The organism is Glycocaulis sp. (genome assembly GCF_052168375.1).
In the GTDB taxonomy this organism is placed as follows: Bacteria; Pseudomonadota; Alphaproteobacteria; order Caulobacterales; family Maricaulaceae; genus Glycocaulis.
Window position 1 is genome coordinate 1 of record NZ_JBQLZR010000163.1, and the last position, 14612, is coordinate 14612.

The 14612-nt window shown below is 63.4% G+C and carries 13 protein-coding genes; 5 read left to right on the forward strand and 8 right to left on the reverse strand.

What is annotated here, in order from left to right:
* The 3 genes from ACTS2Z_RS06360 to ACTS2Z_RS06370 all read right to left on the reverse strand — a co-directional run.
* A partial coding sequence (locus ACTS2Z_RS06360; RefSeq protein ID WP_442572379.1) for an LL-diaminopimelate aminotransferase occupies positions 1 to 1153 on the reverse strand: 1153 nt, incomplete at its 3' end.
* Between the two features lie 6 nt (positions 1154 to 1159).
* Complete coding sequence (locus ACTS2Z_RS06365; protein WP_442572380.1) at positions 1160 to 2632, reverse strand: ABC transporter permease; 1473 nt, start codon at positions 2630 to 2632, stop codon at positions 1160 to 1162.
* A gap of 3 nt (positions 2633 to 2635) precedes the next feature.
* On the reverse strand, positions 2636 to 3616 hold the full coding sequence (locus ACTS2Z_RS06370) for an ABC transporter ATP-binding protein (RefSeq protein ID WP_442572381.1): 981 nt from the start codon (positions 3614 to 3616) through the stop codon (positions 2636 to 2638).
* Between the two features lie 99 nt (positions 3617 to 3715).
* Here ACTS2Z_RS06370 and ACTS2Z_RS06375 point away from each other — a divergent pair, with 99 nt between their 5' ends.
* Positions 3716 to 4129 (forward strand): DUF1499 domain-containing protein, encoded by a 414-nt coding sequence (locus ACTS2Z_RS06375; RefSeq protein ID WP_442572382.1) that lies wholly within the window; start codon positions 3716 to 3718, stop codon positions 4127 to 4129.
* Here ACTS2Z_RS06375 and ACTS2Z_RS06380 read toward each other — a convergent pair.
* Entirely contained in the window at positions 4105 to 4602 is a 498-nt protein-coding gene (locus tag ACTS2Z_RS06380) for a DinB family protein (RefSeq protein ID WP_442572383.1), read from the reverse strand. The genes ACTS2Z_RS06375 and ACTS2Z_RS06380 overlap by 25 nt on opposite strands.
* A gap of 112 nt (positions 4603 to 4714) precedes the next feature.
* A complete protein-coding gene (locus ACTS2Z_RS06385) occupies positions 4715 to 5644 on the reverse strand; it encodes an acyl-CoA desaturase (protein ID WP_442572384.1) in 930 nt (309 codons plus the stop codon).
* Between the two features lie 260 nt (positions 5645 to 5904).
* Between ACTS2Z_RS06385 and ACTS2Z_RS06390 the strand changes: the two genes are divergently transcribed.
* Positions 5905 to 6723, forward strand: a complete 819-nt coding sequence (locus ACTS2Z_RS06390) for an enoyl-ACP reductase FabI (protein ID WP_442572385.1) — start codon at positions 5905 to 5907, stop codon at positions 6721 to 6723.
* 101 nt (positions 6724 to 6824) lie between these two features.
* Entirely contained in the window at positions 6825 to 7736 is a 912-nt protein-coding gene (locus tag ACTS2Z_RS06395) for a class I SAM-dependent methyltransferase (protein WP_442572386.1), read from the forward strand.
* A gap of 3 nt (positions 7737 to 7739) precedes the next feature.
* Here ACTS2Z_RS06395 and ACTS2Z_RS06400 read toward each other — a convergent pair whose 3' ends face one another.
* The 3 genes from ACTS2Z_RS06400 to ACTS2Z_RS06410 all read right to left on the reverse strand — a co-directional run bounded on the left by ACTS2Z_RS06400 (position 7740) and on the right by ACTS2Z_RS06410 (position 11546).
* Entirely contained in the window at positions 7740 to 8708 is a 969-nt protein-coding gene (locus tag ACTS2Z_RS06400) for an alpha/beta fold hydrolase (protein WP_442572387.1), read from the reverse strand.
* Complete coding sequence (rarD, locus tag ACTS2Z_RS06405; protein WP_442572388.1) at positions 8709 to 9656, reverse strand: EamA family transporter RarD; 948 nt, start codon at positions 9654 to 9656, stop codon at positions 8709 to 8711. It lies immediately after the preceding gene.
* Positions 9657 to 9788: 132 nt separating this feature from the next.
* Positions 9789 to 11546: a M28 family metallopeptidase gene (locus ACTS2Z_RS06410; RefSeq protein WP_442572389.1), complete on the reverse strand. Its 1758-nt coding sequence runs from the start codon at positions 11544 to 11546 to the stop codon at positions 9789 to 9791.
* Between the two features lie 159 nt (positions 11547 to 11705).
* Here ACTS2Z_RS06410 and ACTS2Z_RS06415 point away from each other — a divergent pair, with 159 nt between their 5' ends.
* Entirely contained in the window at positions 11706 to 12629 is a 924-nt protein-coding gene (locus ACTS2Z_RS06415) for a bile acid:sodium symporter family protein (protein WP_442572390.1), read from the forward strand.
* 42 nt (positions 12630 to 12671) lie between these two features.
* A complete protein-coding gene (locus ACTS2Z_RS06420) occupies positions 12672 to 14453 on the forward strand; it encodes an N-acyl-D-amino-acid deacylase family protein (RefSeq protein WP_442572391.1) in 1782 nt (593 codons plus the stop codon).
* Positions 14454 to 14612: the final 159 nt, after the last annotated feature.

Genomic DNA, 14612 nt, shown 5'->3' on the forward strand with positions numbered 1-14612 from the left:
CCTGACGGATGCGCTGCTCGTTCTCGACCAGCGCAAGCCGGATATGGGTGTCGCCGCGCTCGCCAAAGCCGAGGCCCGGCGCGACCGCAACACCGGTCTTGTCCAGCAGGTCCTTGGCAAATTCCACAGATCCCATGGAAGCAAAGCGCTCCGGGATCGGCGCCCAGGCAAACATGGTTGCGGGCGGTGAGGGAATGTCGAAACCTGCCCGGCCAAAGCTCTCCACCAGCACGTCGCGGCGCTTCTTGTATATCTCGCGGGCAGCGGCGACATGGTCCTGGGGTCCGTCCAGCGCTGCCACGGCGGCAATCTGGACAGGCGTGAAAGCGCCGTAGTCGAGATAGGATTTGACGCGCTTCAGCGCAGCGATGAGGCGCGCAGAGCCAGCGGCGAAGCCGATGCGCCAGCCCGGCATGGAGTAGGTTTTCGACATGGAGGTGAACTCCACCGCCACATCTCGCGCGCCCTCGACCTGCAGGATGGAGGGCGGCGGATTGCCGTCGAAATAGATCTCCGAATAGGCAAGGTCGGAGATGAGTACGATATCGTTGGCTTTGGCGACCTTGACCGCCTCGCGGTAGAAATCGAGATCGACAACCTGCGCCGTCGGGTTTGACGGAAAGTTCAGCACCATTGCGGACGGGGCCGGGACAGAGCGTTTGCAGGCGGTCACCGCGTCGGCAAGAAACTGTTCGGGCGAGTTGAAGCTGACCGCACGCACCGCAGCGCCCGCGATGATGAAGCCGAACATGTGGATCGGATAGGACGGGTCCGGCACGATGATGACATCGCCGGGCGCCGTGATGGCCTGAGCCAGATTGGCGAGGCCCTCCTTGGAACCGAGCGTCACGCACACCTCGGTCTCGGCATTCAGGCCGACATCGAAGCGGCGCTCGTAATAGCGCGTAAAGGCGCGGCGCAGTGCCGGCACGCCCTGGCTGGCCGAATAGCGGTGCGCGCGCGGATCGGCAGCGACCTCTTTCAGCTTCTCGATAATGTGTGGCGCGGGCGCGAGGTCGGGATTGCCCATCCCGAAATCGATGATGTCACGCCCCTCCTTGCGCCAGGCCGCCTTCATGCGGTTCACCTCGGCGAAGACATAAGGCGGAAGGCGGCGCTCGCGGTAGAAGGGTTCGCCGGGTGTCAGGACCATGGCGGCCTATTCCTCATCCTTGGAGGGCTTCTTGCGCGACAGGATGCGCTTGACCGAATCCGCATTGGCGTGGCCGAGCGCGCCTTGCTGGAAGACCGAGGCCGCGCCCCAGACCACCAGAAGCAGCGTTGCCACCATCACCGCCGTCGTACCTGCAATCTCCCAGAGCGGCGGTTCGGACGGCAGGCGGGCAATCATCCCGAAGGGCGTCCAGATGGGCACCCACGAGACGATCTGCACGGCAACGGAATCGATCGAGCGCATGGCAAAGACGAGGATCATCAAGGGCAGCATCAGGACCAGGATGAGCGGGCTCATCAGGGACTGCGCATCCTGCAGCGTCTCGCACAGCGAACCGAGCGCGAGGAAGATCGCGCCATACATCAGATACCCGACGAGGAAATAGCCGAGCGCGGCAATGAAAAGGCCAGGCTGGACTGCCTCGCCCATGAAGCCCGCAATCTCCGGGTCCATGCCTTGCAGGAAGGTGCCGGCAATCAGCATCAGCGTCGTGCCGATAAGGCCCCAGACGGCAAACAGGGTGAAGGAGACGGCGGCTACGCCCAGAAGCTTGCCGATCAGCAGATCACGCACGCGCACGGTGGAGAGCAAGAGCTCGATGATCTTGCCGCCCTTTTCCTCGATCAGGCTGGTCAGAAGCATGTTGGCGACCGAGAAGATGGCCGTCCACAAAAGGATGGCCAGCACCACGGCCACGATGAACGGCGCCAGATCCGCCGCGCCGACCTCGCTGTCATCAACAGTGGCGGGATTGAGATTGCGCATTTCCGGTTCGAGCGAGGACAGCTCGCGGATTTCCTGCGGGTCGAGACCACGCGCGGCGAGGGCCTGCTCGCGCACATGGTCACGCAAGGCCCGGCGCACGGCGCTGGAAAGGCTCTGCTCAGTGACATTGGCCGAGTAGTAATTGATGACGGGAAGCTCTTCGCCTGCCTCACGGGCAAGGAAGACGGCGGCAAAGAGGTCACGCGGGCCATCGGGCGTTGAAACGCGCTGATCACCCGTCAGATAGGGGCGCAATTCATCAATCGTGCGGGCGGGGGCATCCACACGGACCAGATTGCCACTGGTCGACGCGATCATGCCGGCACTGTCTTCCATGCCGAGAATGGCCAGCGCCTCATCCAGCCCGTCAAGGCCGACCGGGTCAGCATCGAAGGCGGCGAGCGCCTGTTCGCGTGTGGCTGCATCTGCCGAGACAATGGCCGCCGCTTCGAGGGCTGCACGTGTCTGGGAGCGGCGCTCCGCCTCGATGGCGCCCTGGATGACAGTATCGAGCCCCTCTCCCGTCTCGTCGATGATCACATAGTGGCGCACCGGCTGGGCCGACTGGACGAGAGCCGGGATGGCGGCGCCGACCAGCATGAAGAGCGGAACGGAAGCCAGAGAAATCCAGAAACCCCATGTCGCGACATAGGAGAGATATTCCCGGCGGGCGATCAGGTAGATGGCGCGCATGACTTAACGGCCTCCGGCAGCAGCTGCGGTATCGCTGGCAGAGACCAGCTGGACAAAGGCATCGTGCAGGTGCGGGCGCACCGGCTCGAAGCGGGTCAGCCGGACCCCGGCCTCCACGCAGGCCCTCAGGACGTGCTGCGGGTCTGCACCGGGAGAGAGGGCGATCTGCCAGATCGTGGCTCCGTCCATATCCTTTTCAAGGCGTGTCACCTCGCCAAAGCGCGACAGCAGCGCGCTGAGATCATCGTCGGAGTCGACCCCGATCGTGACGAGACGCGGCACAACGCCCAGCGCTTCCTCGACATTGCCGTCGAAGATTTTCTGGCCACGCGCCATCAGCACGATGCGGTCGCAGATACGCTCGGCTTGCGCCATCACATGGGTCGAGAACAGGATTGTGCGCCCGGCTTCTGCCTGCTCGAGGATGACATCCTCCAGCATGGCCTGGTTCACCGGATCCAGACCGGAGAACGGCTCGTCCAGGATGATGAAGTCCGGCTCGTGGATGATGGCGGCGATGATCTGGACCTTCTGGGCCATGCCCTTGGAAAGCTCCTTGATCTTCTTGCCCCCGCTGGCGCCAAGGCCGAACCGCTCCAGCGCGGCTTTTGCGCGCTTGCGGGCCTCGCCTGCCGGCACGCCCTTAAGGCGCGCAAACAGCGCAATCACCTGCTCGGCGGTCATCTTGCGGTAGACACCGCGCTCCTCGGGCAGGAAGCCCACCCGGTCAAGCGTCTTCAGGGTCGGCGGCTGGCCGAACAGGAGCGCATGGCCGGTATCGGGCCGGATCACGCCCAGCGACATGCGCAAGGTTGTCGTCTTGCCAGCCCCGTTCGGACCCAGAAAGCCGGTGATGGAACCGGCCGGAACGGTGAAGCTGACATCACGCACGGCCGGAAAGCCGCCGAATGTCTTGCTGAGGCCACTTACTTCGAGCGCAGGCGAGGTCATGATCGAGGAAATCCGGTTGCCGGGCAGGAACATGCGATATTGTATGCTGTTTAGGGCGCACAGGACTTCCTGTCATCCCGCTGCGGCGCAAAATGACGCCGCCAGCCACCTATTTGCTGCAGGAGAGGCACGATGACGGCGCGTGACAGGTTTCCGCTGGACTTTTCGGCGCTCGAGCCGCCCGCCAGGCCGAACTGGTATCTGGTCCTTCCGCAAGGCTTTGAGGCCCGGACCGAGCCGCATCTGCGCCTGCAGGCTGAACCCGCACCGGGCCGAGAACTGCTGGACCGCCTCATCAAGGCAGGGCTTGCCGATCCACGCACGAAAATGACCCGTCAGGACGGCTTGCAGGTGGAGTTCGAGCAGAAGAGCGCCGTATGGGGCTTTCGTGATCTCATCACGGCCACAGTCTTTGAAATGGCACCCGGCCAGCATGCCCTCGCGATCTATTCGCGCGCGCTGATGGGGCATTACGATTTCGGTGTGAACGCCAAGCGTATCACGCGCTGGCTTGACCGATATCAGGCAGACGGCAGCGCGAAATAGAGCAGGTCGAGAGAAGGCGGTTCGGCGACACCGAGCTGTCGCAAGATGTGGCTCGCCTGCCCCCGGTGATGGGTCTGGTGATTGAACAGGTGTGCGAGGATCACCCCCAGCGGCAATTCCTTGCTCTCCCCGCGCGTATTGCCGTAGCGTACTGGAGCGTTGAAGTCCTGACCCTCGAGGCCCGCCACATAGGCCACGAGGCGCTCATCCTCGGCCTCGCGGGCCTCTCGCAGTTCGGCAAAGTTTTCGTAGAGAAGGGTATCAAGCCGGGCAGGCGCATCGCCTTCGCCGGTCAGGCGTTTGAGCCAGATCCGGTCCGCCACCAGAAGATGGTTGAGCGTGCCGTGCAGGCTGCGGAAATAGGCTTTTACATCCTTCTTGCGCTCGGTGTCCTTCAGCGCGGTTGCCGCATCGTAAAGCCGGGCATTGGCCCAGGCATTATACGCAGCAAAACGGCGGAAATTCTCGTGCACGGATGGATAGCCCCTAATTGTCAGGTGTCAGCCTGACACCTGTTTAGAGCAAGCCTTCCCCGGGCGAAATCCCGCCGCGCACCGGTGTGATGCGCGGCAAGACTGCGCAGGCTCAGTTGCGCGCCAGCACAGGCTGCGCGGCAAATTGCGGCGCGATCTTCAGGTCGCTCGCCCATTTGAGCTTCTCAAACAGCAGGAGCAGGGTGCCGTTATAATCAACCACCCGGTTGATCAGCCCCTTGCGCGGCAGGTGCAGGGCGCTTTGCGGATGCTCGTGGTGATGGTCGTGGATCGCCTCGCCACCTGTCAGCAGGGCAAGCGTCCAGTCTAGCCAGGCCGGGGTCTTCAGATGACCGAACACGTTCACACCCAGCGTGGTGGCGTGAAACTGCACGCCGCGTGCGGTGACGGCCGCTGCATGCAGGAGGAAGGTCAGCAGGATCGAGCCGCCCGACAGGAACACCGCGAGATAGATTGCAGCCGGGATGACGAGGTGAACGAGCAGGGAGAGCCAGTTATAGTGCCGGTCCACCCATTTCACGCCGGGCATGTCGCGCAGCCACATGGCCAGCGGGCGCTCCAGATCGTTGGGATCGCGGAAAATGATCCAGCCGAACCACGCCCAGACCTTGCTTTCGTGCGGATTGTGCGGATCACCGGGCTTGTCGGACAGCCGGTGATGCTGGGAGTGGTAGTTGATCCAGTCCTTGAACCGGCCCTGCATGGCGACAACGCAATTGAGCGCGGTCAGCATCTGGGCAGGCCATTTCAGCTCGCCGGAACGGTGCTGCCAGACACGGTGCAGCACACCGATGCCGAAATTGCAGATGACAAGCGTCACGGCGCCAACGGCCATGGCGAGCGGAACATACCACCAGTGGAAGGCAAGCCCTTCCAGGGCGAGGCCGAGCACGATGGCTCCGATCATGCCGACAACACCGATGGCCGGATAGATCAGCGCGGCAAAGACGCTGGTCCAGTCCAGATTGCCCCAGCTTTTCTCGATGGCTTCGGAACGGGGGCGGGCAACAATTCTGTTCAAGTTCAGTCCTCAGTCTTCCGGGATACAGGCCAAAGGCCCCTCACACGCGGTTCAGTCCGAAACGCTGGCATGATCTGCCGGTCCTGACCAGACGTGCGAGCCATCATGCACCGATCAATTTGGCGTCATGATGACCGGGTTGCTGACACGTCTGCGGCTCGACGCCGCAGCCCCTATCCGCTATTCGACGGGAAACAGGTGTCTGCCGGCACGGATTCGCGTGATCGGCACGACCAGAAATTTCGGGAGGGATAGACCCCATGAGCGACAGTGTTTTTCCGGCCGGCAATCTGATGAAGGGCAAGCGCGGGCTTGTCATGGGCGTCGCCAACAAGAACTCGATTGCCTGGGGCATCGCCCAGCAGCTTGCCGCGCAGGGCGCCGAGCTTGCCTTCTCATACCAGGGTGAAGAGCTGGAGAAGCGCGTACGTCCGCTGGTGGAGAGCCTGGGCGGCGAACCCTTCATGGTCACCGCCGATGTGACGGATGATGCTTCGATGGATGCGTGCTTTGCCACGCTGGAGAAAAAGTGGGGCAAGCTGGACTTCCTCGTCCACGCCATTGCCTTCGCCGGCAAGGACGAGCTGAAAGGCTCCTTCACCCACAACACGACGCGCGAAGGCTTCAAGCGGGCCATGGACGTGTCGGCCTTCTCCTTCGTCGATGCGGCCAAGCGCGCCAGCGCCCTGATGCCCGATGGCGGCGCCATGGTCTCCATGACCTATCTCGGCTCTGAGCGTGTCGTCCCCAACTACAATGTCATGGGCGTTGCCAAGGCGGCTCTCGAGGCCTGCACCCGCTATATCGCGCGCGATCTTGGCCCGTCGGGCATCCGCGTCAATGCCATCTCGGCCGGCCCTATGCGCACGCTCGCCATGGCTGGCATATCCGGTGGCCGCACGCTGATGAAGACCGGCAAGGACTGGTCGATGCTGAAAGAGGACACCCGCATGGAAGGCGTGGCCGGCGCGGCGCTCTACCTGCTGTCCGACCTTGGCCATTCCTGCACTGGCGAAGTGCTCCATGTCGATGCGGGCTTCCATGCTGTCGCCGTGCCGGACCTCGGCGAAGACGACTAGCACCGCCTCTCATTTTTCAAGTATTTGCCCGGCTACGGTTGAGGCATTTACGCCGGTCTGATAGTCTCCGCAGCGCGCAAAAGCTGCGGGGACATCCCATTATGCTCGACAATAATAATCCCGTCTCCATCGATGAGACGGGAAAGGCTTCGTTTGACGACATCTATACGCAAGATGATCCGCGATATTATTTTCATCGCCTGTGCAAGCACAATTACATGATTGCCGAATGCGCGGCGCCTGTATTTCGTGAATGCTATGATCGCCTGCGCGCCACCCGCCAGCTTGAGCGCCTGCAGGTCACTGATGTCGGCTGCTCCTACGGGATCAATGCGGCGCTTCACAAGTTTCCGCTATCTGTCTCGCGCCTGCACGCCCACTACACCGCCCGGCTGATCAACGGGATGGAGACGGACGCGCTGCTGGCCGAGGACAAGTCCTGGTATCGCAGCTTTCCCCTGATCGACGATCTGGTTTTCACCGGGCTCGACACGTCAGACCCGGCGATAGCCTACGCCCGGGCCGCCGGGCTGCTTGATTTTGGGCTCGCCTGCAATCTGGAGGACGCGTCAGACGGCCTGCCTCCGGAACATGACGAGGCCCGCGTCTTTGCCCATAGCGATATCGTGATTTCCACCGGAGCTGTCGGCTATGTCGGCGCACCAACGTTTACCCGCATTGCGCAGGCCGTTTCCGGCCAGCTGCCCTGGATGGCGCTTTTCGTGCTGCGCCAGTTCCCGATGGACGATATTGCCGCCGCGATGGAGCCCTTCGGCTATGTCACCGAAAAGCTGGAAGGCGCGCTCTTCCCCCAGCGTCAGTTCACCGATGATGCGGAGCGCGCGGGCGCACTTGGCCGCCTGCGCGAGGTGGGGCGCAAACCCCTCGCCATGGAGGAAGCAGGCTGGTTTGCCGCTGAATTCTACCTTCTGCGCCCGAAGGACGAGGCAGCCAGCTCTCCGGTAGACACCCTGTTCACCCCGTCGGCGCTTTCCTGCGCGGTGCGCACCTGAGGTTCAGAAACGCCGCTCCAGCCAGTCGATCAGATGGGCGTTGAGCGCGCCGGGGTCTTCATACTGTGTCCAGTGGCCAATGTTCTCGATCACATGCATTTCAAGATCGGAACAGAGCGCCGGCATCCAGGCGGTGAGCTTGGGCGGCAGCATGAAATCACACTCGGCGGAAATCATCAGGCACGGCATGGAAAGCCGGTGGTCGACACCGCCCATCCGCTCCCAGTTCGCGTCGAAATTGCGGTACCAGTTGATGCCGCCGCGAAAGCCCGTGCGGGCATAGATATCGGCATAGTGGATGCGGGCATCGCCCGGCACGACCACATCCTCTTCTGATTTCAGACCGCCACGCGCAACAAAACGCTCGAAGCGGGCGGGAAGGTGCGTGATTGACGGTGGCAGCTTTGCAAGATCGCCAGACGGCGGCGGGGCGCCGAACACGAAGTCGAAGAAATCGCGCTCGCGGCCCGCAAAGAGCCTATCGGCGGCCTCATCCTGAAAGCGGACGATATAGTGCTCCTCGCCGCCCATTTCGCGGAACACGTCCAGCGGAGGGCGGGCACCGCGCGGCAGATGGGGCGTGTTCACACCCACCGCGCCCAGAAAACGCTCCGGTATCAGGCAGGCAGCATGCCACATCAGTATGCCGCCCCAGTCATGACCCACCATCACGGCGCGCTCTATGCCCAGCGCATCGAGCAGGCCTGAAATGTCGCCCACCAGATTGTCGATACCGTAGGCCTCGACTGCCTCTGGCGCGTCGGACGCGCCAAAGCCGCGATTATCCGGCGCGATCACCCGGTAGCCGGCATTGGCGAGAGCCTCGATCTGGGCAGCCCAGGACATGGCCAGCTCCGGCCAGCCATGCAGCAGCAGAACGGGCAAGCCCGTCTCCGGCCCGGCCTCGTGCACCGACAATGTCACCTCGCCGGCATTGATCCGGCGCGCAGGCGGCATGGGCGGATGGGTCATCTAGCTCTCCTTCGCGATGGCGCGTTTTCGGGAGCTTAGGAGATCAAGGGCAAAGACGGCCAGCCCCGCCCAGATGAAGGCGAAGGTGATGGCATGGGCGAAGGTGAAGGCCTCCCCCCAGATAAGGCCGACGGTGAACTGCAAGGTCGGCGCAACGAACTGCAACAGGCCGATCGTGGCAAAATGCAGGCCCCGCGCGCCGATGATGAAGAGGAGGAGTGGAGCCACCGTCATCGGTCCGGTCAGGATCAGCATGATGGCCTCATAGGGCCCGGCAAGGAAACGCCCCTCCGGCGATGCCTCGATGAAGAGGAGGGCGATGAGGGAGGGCACCGATATGATCAGCGTCTCCCAGAACAGGCCGACGCGGCCATCGGTGGAGATGGTCTTGCGGATATAGCCATAGGCGGTGAAGGAAGCGGCGAGGAACAGCCCGATCCACGGAATTTCGCCGACCGCGATGATCTGGTTCACCACGCCAATGACGGCCAGAGCCACGGCAATCATGCGCGCCCGGCCGAAGCGTTCGCCCGCAATGAACACGCCAACCGCGACATTCATCAAAGGATTGATGAAATAGCCCAGCGACACGTCGAGCACGCGATCGGCATTGATCGCCCAGACAAAGACCCACCAGTTGGACGCGATCAGGATGGCGCTGAGGAGCAGGGTGGCAAGCGCCCGGCGGTCGGCCATGACACGCCAGGCAGATGGCGCACGGCCCGCCATCCAGACCAGAAGGGCCAGAAGCGGCACCGACCATACCGCGCGGTGCAGGACGATCTCGGTCGCGCTGGCAAAGCCCAGAAACTTGTAGAATGCCGCTGACAGCCCCCAGATCACATAGGCCGAAAGCGCTGCGGCACCGGCGCGTCCGGCATCCAGACGCCCGCTTTCCGGCGATGCGGGCGGGAGGGGCGCGGCGGGAGGGTTGGCAGGCTGGGTCATGGCTTGCGCTCTTACTCCTGTGCACCCGCCTCCGTCATTCTGTTTCTTGCGCGCTGTGCAGCGTGAAAGGAAAAGGCCCCGCCCCGGAGACGGGACGGGGCCTGATTGCCCGTGAAAATGGAAAGGCGCGTCCTAGCGCTCTTCCATCATCGCGTCGCGAAGGCCGCGGAATTCGTTGCCTTCATACCAGTTCGGCCAGACATCACTGTCAGCGATCCGGCGGGCGACAGAATAGAGAAGCTGGGCGTCCTCTTCCTGCCCCGACAGATCCCAGTCGGCGCGATACTCATCGCCCGGCTGATGGTAGCGGTTCATGCGATAGGCAAGCGCCGCCGTCTCGACATGCTCCCGGCCAAGCTCGCGATGCACCGAACCACCACCGGCATAGAGCATCGGCACGCCCACGCGCGCCAGGCTCACATGGTCGGAGCGATAGAAATAACCCGCTTCCGGATTGGGATCGGCGGTAAGATAGCGTCCACCCTGAGCATCGGCTTCCTCGCGCAGGATGTCCTCGATCTCGGAGGCCCCAAAACCGACGACGACCACGTCCTCGGTGCGGCCGACCGGCAATTCGCCATCAATATTGAGACCGGCCACGATCTGGTTGAGCGGCACGGTCGGGTTGGCGGCATACCAGGCAGAGCCCAGAAGGCCCTGTTCCTCGGCGGTGACGGCCACGAACAGAACCGAGCGGCGCGGCTGCTCGCCCAGAGCAAACGCTTCCATCATTTCCATGATGGCCGCCGTGCCGGTCGCATTGTCGACAGCGCCGTTATAGATGCGGTCGTCAGAGGCAAAGTTCAGGCGCACGCCCAGATGGTCCCAGTGCGCCATCAGCAGCACGTATTCATCGGGAGCCTGCGACCCCTCCACCATGCCGACAACATTGTTCGAGGTCAGGCGGCGCAGGCTGGTATTGAGCTCGGCGCTCATCGTCGCGCCTTCCAGCGCTACCGGCTGGAAGCCCGGCTCTGCAGCCGCTTCGGCGAGCGCGTCAAAATCCTGACCCGTTTCGGCAAACAGCTCGCGCGCCGCATCCAGATGAATCCAGCCCTGAACGGGGACGAGATCGGACGGGGGCATGTCGAGCGTGAATTGCGGACCCGTCCACGACGCCACGACCGTGTCCCAGCCATAGCTGGCCGGCTCGGTCTGGTGCACGATGATGGCGCCCGCCGCACCTTGACGGCCCGCCTCTTCATACTTGTAGGTCCAGCGCCCGTAATAGGTCATCGCCTCGCCATTGAAGCGGCCGGCATCCGGCTGGGCGTAGCCCGGATCATTGACGAGAATGACCACGGTCTTGCCCTCGACATCGAGGCCCTCATAGTCGTTCCAGCCATATTCGGGCGCGACGACGCCATAGCCGACAAAGACCAGCTCGGTATCGGCGATGGAAACCTGTTCTTCCGGGTTCTGGCTCCAGTAGACAATGTCCTCACCCATGGAGAGGCCCATCGGCCCGCCATTGACGGAGATATCGAGGCGCGAATTGCCTTCATCCAGGGTCGCCTCGATCAGCGGTACAGGCTGGAACCAGCCTTCGGTCCCGGCCGGTTGCACGCCAACGCGGGCCAGCTCGTCCGCAATCCATTGTGCGGAGCGCTCGCCCGCTTCCGCTGCCGGAGCGCGGCCCTCGAACCGGTCATCGGCCAGCGTCGCGATGCGGAAATGGAGGTCCTCGGCCGTGATCGCCGCACTGGTCTCACCAACGGGTGGCCACGCACCGGCATCGGCGGAAGCCTCCTGCATCTCAGCCTGCTCTGCCGGAGCAGAGGTCTCGACACTTGTATCCTCAGCCGGTTCACCAGACGTTTCGCCAGGCTGGGGCTGACCGCAGGCAGCAAGCAGGGCAGTGGCCGCTGCCAGAGTCCAGAAACGTAACATTATAACGCCCTCCCAAGGGTTTAGCGGAGTTTGCGCCAGCATGCCCTGTCCGGTCTCAAGGTTAAAGGGCGCATTGCCGCCCTCGACAGCCGGGGGCGCTCGCGTCCATTGTGCCGGCCCGGCCCTGACCGGTTTCAGGCCAGATTCCAGGAATGCGCGATGACCGACCCGGCCAATCTTGACGCGATAGAGCTGAGCCTCGGACCGGTCTTCCAGAGCGTGTTGCCGGTCAGCCTGGCAGTGATCATGTTTGCGGTGGCACTGACCCTGAAGGTCGAGGACTTCGTGGCGCTGACCCGCCGGCCCATCCAGTTTGCCGGTGCGGCCATCACTCAAATCCTGCTCTTGCCGCTGGCCACGCTGGCGCTGGTGACAATCACAGGTCCGCAGCCCTCAATCGCGCTCGGCATGATCGTCGTCGCCTGCTGCCCCGGCGGGAATGTCTCGAACTTCTTTACCCATCTGGGCCGGGGCGATACCGCGCTGTCTGTGTCTCTGACTGCAACCTCGAGCCTGCTGGCGGCGCTCGCCACACCGGTCTCCATCCTGTTCTGGAGCGGTCTCTACCCGCCGACACGGGCTCTGGTGGAGACACTCGACGTTAACGCCCTGCCCTTCGTGCTTCAGACGATGGTGATGCTCGCTGTCCCGCTGATCCTTGGCATGGTGGTCGCCGCCCGTGCGCCGGGCATTGCCCGGCGCCTGCGTCCGGTCATGTCGATCCTCGCCATGGCGATCCTTGTCGCGATCATTCTTGGCAGTCTTGCCGGCAATGCCGACCTGCTCCTGATGGGCGCGGTGGCGATCCTGCCCATCGTGATCCTGCACAATGCGCTGGCTCTGCTTCTGGGCTACGCCGCCGGCTGGGCGCTGCGCTTTGACCGGCGCGGACGCCGCGCCATGACGATCGAGATCGGCATCCAGAATTCCGGCCTCGGCCTGGTCATTCTTCTGGGCGCCATGGGCGGGTTGGGCGGTGCTGCCGCCATCATCGCCGTCTGGGGTATCTGGCACCTGATATCCGGGCTGGGGCTTGCCTATGCCTTCCGCCTGTCGGACCATTGGCAAAACAAGCCTGCTTGAGCCCTCAGGAGCCCATAAGACAGGCAGACGGAGGAGACGCCCATGACCCACCAGCTCAAGATCGTGAACGGCCTCATTCATGACGGCAATGGCGGCGAGCCGGTAAAGGCCGACATCGTCATCGATAATGGCCGCATTACAGCCGTGGGCACCGGGCTGGGCGAGGCCCGCGAAACTATCGATGCATCGGGATGCATCGTCACGCCGGGCTTTATCGACATTCACACCCATTATGACGGGCAGGCGACCTGGGACGACCGGATGGAGCCTTCCATACGTCACGGCATCACCACGGCGATTGTCGGCAATTGCGGTGTCGGCTTTGCACCGGTGCGCCCGTCCGACCATGACCGGCTGGTGCGGCTGATGGAGGGTGTCGAGGACATTCCCGGCACCGCGCTCCATGAAGGCCTGAAATGGAACTGGGAGAGCTTTCCGGACTATCTCGACGCGCTGGAAGCCACACCGCGCACACTCGATATCGCCGCCATGATCACGCACGACCCGCTTCGGGTCTATGTCATGGACGAGCGGGCGAGCTTCGATGCACAGGCCTCCGACGAGGACATTGCCCTGATGCGGAAGCTGGTGCGCGAGGCACTGGAAGCCGGCGCCATCGGCTTTTCAACCGGCCGTTCCGACCTGCACCGCACCGCGGACGGGGAATGGACCCCGGCCTCGGAGGCAACCACAAAGGAACTGACCGGCATTGCAGAAGCCTTTCACGGCCTGACCCATGGCGTGCTCCAGGCGGTATCCGATTTCGACCTGCAACGCTCTGAAGAGGCCTTCCCCAGAGAGTGGGAGGTTGTGGAGAAATATGTGAAGGCTGGCGGCGGACGTCCGGCCTCCATCTCCCTCATGCAGCGCGACCTCGCCCCCAATCAGTGGCGCGACATCCTGAAAGGCGTCGAGGCGCTAAACGTTGAAGGCGTCGACATGCGCGTCCAGGTCGCGCCGCGTGCCATCGGCGTGTTCCTCGGCCTGCAATGCACCTTCCACCCCTTCATGGGCCATCCATCCTACAAGGCCATCGCCCATCTGCCGCTGGAAGAGCGCGTCGCGCGGATGAAGGATGAGGCCGTGAAGGCGCAAATCCTCTCTGAAAAGCCAGACAAGGTATCGGTGGAAGGTTCCTCGGTGCCTCCCATAGCCGATGTCATGCTGGAGGCCATGGAGTTCGTGGCCGAAAAGCTTTTCATGCTGTCGGACGATCCCGACTACGAGCAATCCGGGGAGCAATCGATTGCCGGGCGTGCCCGCGCCCGCGGCGTATCGGTCTGGGAAGAGCTCTATGACACCGTCATCGCCCGCGACGGACGCGAGCTGATCTACCTGCCGATCTATAATTACACCGAGATGAGCTACGACAACGTGCTCACCATGATGCGCCATCCGCAGGCCCTGATCGGGCTTTCAGACGGCGGGGCGCATGTCGGCACGGTCTGCGATGCCAGCTTCCCCAGCTATCTCTTGAAATACTGGACGCAGGAGCGCACACGCGGCGAGCGCATCGCCCTGCCGCGCGCGGTACAGATGCTCTCTGCCGACATTGCTGACTTCCTCGGCCTGACCGACCGGGGCCGTATCAGGCCGGGCCTGAAGGCTGACCTCAATGTCATTGATCTGGCCAATCTGAAGCTGGAGGCTCCGCACATGGTGGCTGACCTGCCGGCGGGCGGTCAGCGCCTGCTGCAAGGGGCAAGCGGCTACCGGGCGACGATCGTGTCGGGCGAGGTCGTGGTACGCGATGACAAGGTGACCAAGGCCCGCCCGGGCCGCCTGATCCGCGCCGGGCAGAAGCTCGCCATGGCAGCGGAGTAAATCCCGTCGACAACAGGCGCAGACAGGCGCAAGACTGATCGCTACAGGGATCAGCGCGCCATCCGCCAAAGGGACGGATGGCAGACCGGCGCGCCCTGCCTGCAACGGCATGGGCCGTAATCTTGCAGGCCAGCCGGCGGAGTGACCTCCATGGCCAAA

Bases quoted from the DNA above. Each gene is read 5' to 3' on its own strand.
- ACTS2Z_RS06365 (WP_442572380.1), bottom strand. From the start codon at position 2,632: ATGCGCGCCATCTACCTGATCGCCCGCCGGGAATATCTCTCCTATGTC.
- ACTS2Z_RS06370 (WP_442572381.1), bottom strand. From the start codon at position 3,616: ATGTTCCTGCCCGGCAACCGGATTTCCTCGATCATGACCTCGCCTGCG.
- ACTS2Z_RS06375 (WP_442572382.1), top strand. From the start codon at position 3,716: ATGACGGCGCGTGACAGGTTTCCGCTGGACTTTTCGGCGCTCGAGCCG.
- ACTS2Z_RS06390 (WP_442572385.1), top strand. From the start codon at position 5,905: ATGAGCGACAGTGTTTTTCCGGCCGGCAATCTGATGAAGGGCAAGCGC.
- ACTS2Z_RS06395 (WP_442572386.1), top strand. From the start codon at position 6,825: ATGCTCGACAATAATAATCCCGTCTCCATCGATGAGACGGGAAAGGCT.
- ACTS2Z_RS06400 (WP_442572387.1), bottom strand. From the start codon at position 8,708: ATGACCCATCCGCCCATGCCGCCTGCGCGCCGGATCAATGCCGGCGAG.
- rarD (WP_442572388.1), bottom strand. From the start codon at position 9,656: ATGACCCAGCCTGCCAACCCTCCCGCCGCGCCCCTCCCGCCCGCATCG.
- ACTS2Z_RS06410 (WP_442572389.1), bottom strand. From the start codon at position 11,546: ATGTTACGTTTCTGGACTCTGGCAGCGGCCACTGCCCTGCTTGCTGCC.
- ACTS2Z_RS06415 (WP_442572390.1), top strand. From the start codon at position 11,706: ATGACCGACCCGGCCAATCTTGACGCGATAGAGCTGAGCCTCGGACCG.
- ACTS2Z_RS06420 (WP_442572391.1), top strand. From the start codon at position 12,672: ATGACCCACCAGCTCAAGATCGTGAACGGCCTCATTCATGACGGCAAT.